Annotated in this window: 1 pseudogene; it reads right to left on the bottom strand. The window is 33.6% G+C overall.

Annotated features, from left to right (window positions below):
• Positions 1 to 658 (bottom strand): annotated as a pseudogene (locus tag GNY06_RS07450) (hypothetical protein); the annotation flags it as partial.
• Positions 659 to 892 lie beyond the last annotated feature (234 nt).

Raw genomic sequence — 892 nt, 5'->3', positions numbered from 1 at the left:
TTTGATATTTTTCATCCGAGAGGGTCTCCCGTATGGTCTTGGTAATTTTCTTTTTGATAATCTCTCTACAAGGATTATGGTCGATACACCCATATTGAATCATTTCTTTAAAAAGAGACATAAGATAGGATCGGAATTTATTATAAACCGATGGGGTAAGTTTCATTGATTCCAGAAGGTTTTTAATATGCCAAATTTTCACATCCTTTATAAAAAGATATTCGTATCTCAACTTTTCAATGAATGTCTGCATTCTTTTTATAGCCCATAGAATTTGTTTCAAGTAATGTGATGACCCCGAAATTTTTGTATAGGCAATCGTTAAAGCTTCGTGAAAAAACAAATCCGGTTTCAAATCTTCAAAATCCGAAGCCATGAATTGTTTTGTGATAGGGTTAAAATTGTGATAATCCAATTTCTTTTCCATTTCCTCTTTAGCCATTTCAACAGCAAGTTTCCTTTCCGAAATACTATTGAAAACATTTGACTTAACCCGATACTGAAACCCCTTAGGATATTTAGACTCAAATAAAGGGTCGAAGAATCTACATTCAACAAACCATTGCTTTTTTAAATATTCTTTAGACTTTAAAGATTTGTAATTTTTTGGGGAAATATACACCTCTGTACGGGTGCATCCATTTTTAAGATTTTTCATTTTGGTAGATTTTAAATGTTGACGCTAACGTTGTCGTTTAACATTTACTACCAGTGTTGAGACTTTTAAAAAAAAGCGGAAACCCTTTGTGGGAGTGGGTTCCCGCTTTGCTCCTCCTGCTGGGCTCGAACCAGCGACCCTCTGATTAACAGAGAGGAATCCTGCGAGTTGTTTAAAAATATACTTTGATTATCAATTGGTTATATATTTATTTTGAGTGTTTTTTTTTACGTG

This window comes from Elizabethkingia argenteiflava, from assembly GCF_009904105.1.
Classification (GTDB): domain Bacteria; phylum Bacteroidota; class Bacteroidia; order Flavobacteriales; family Weeksellaceae; genus Elizabethkingia; species Elizabethkingia argenteiflava.
Note: the sequence above shows the minus strand (reverse complement) of the source record. Positions and strands in the feature narration are given on the sequence as shown.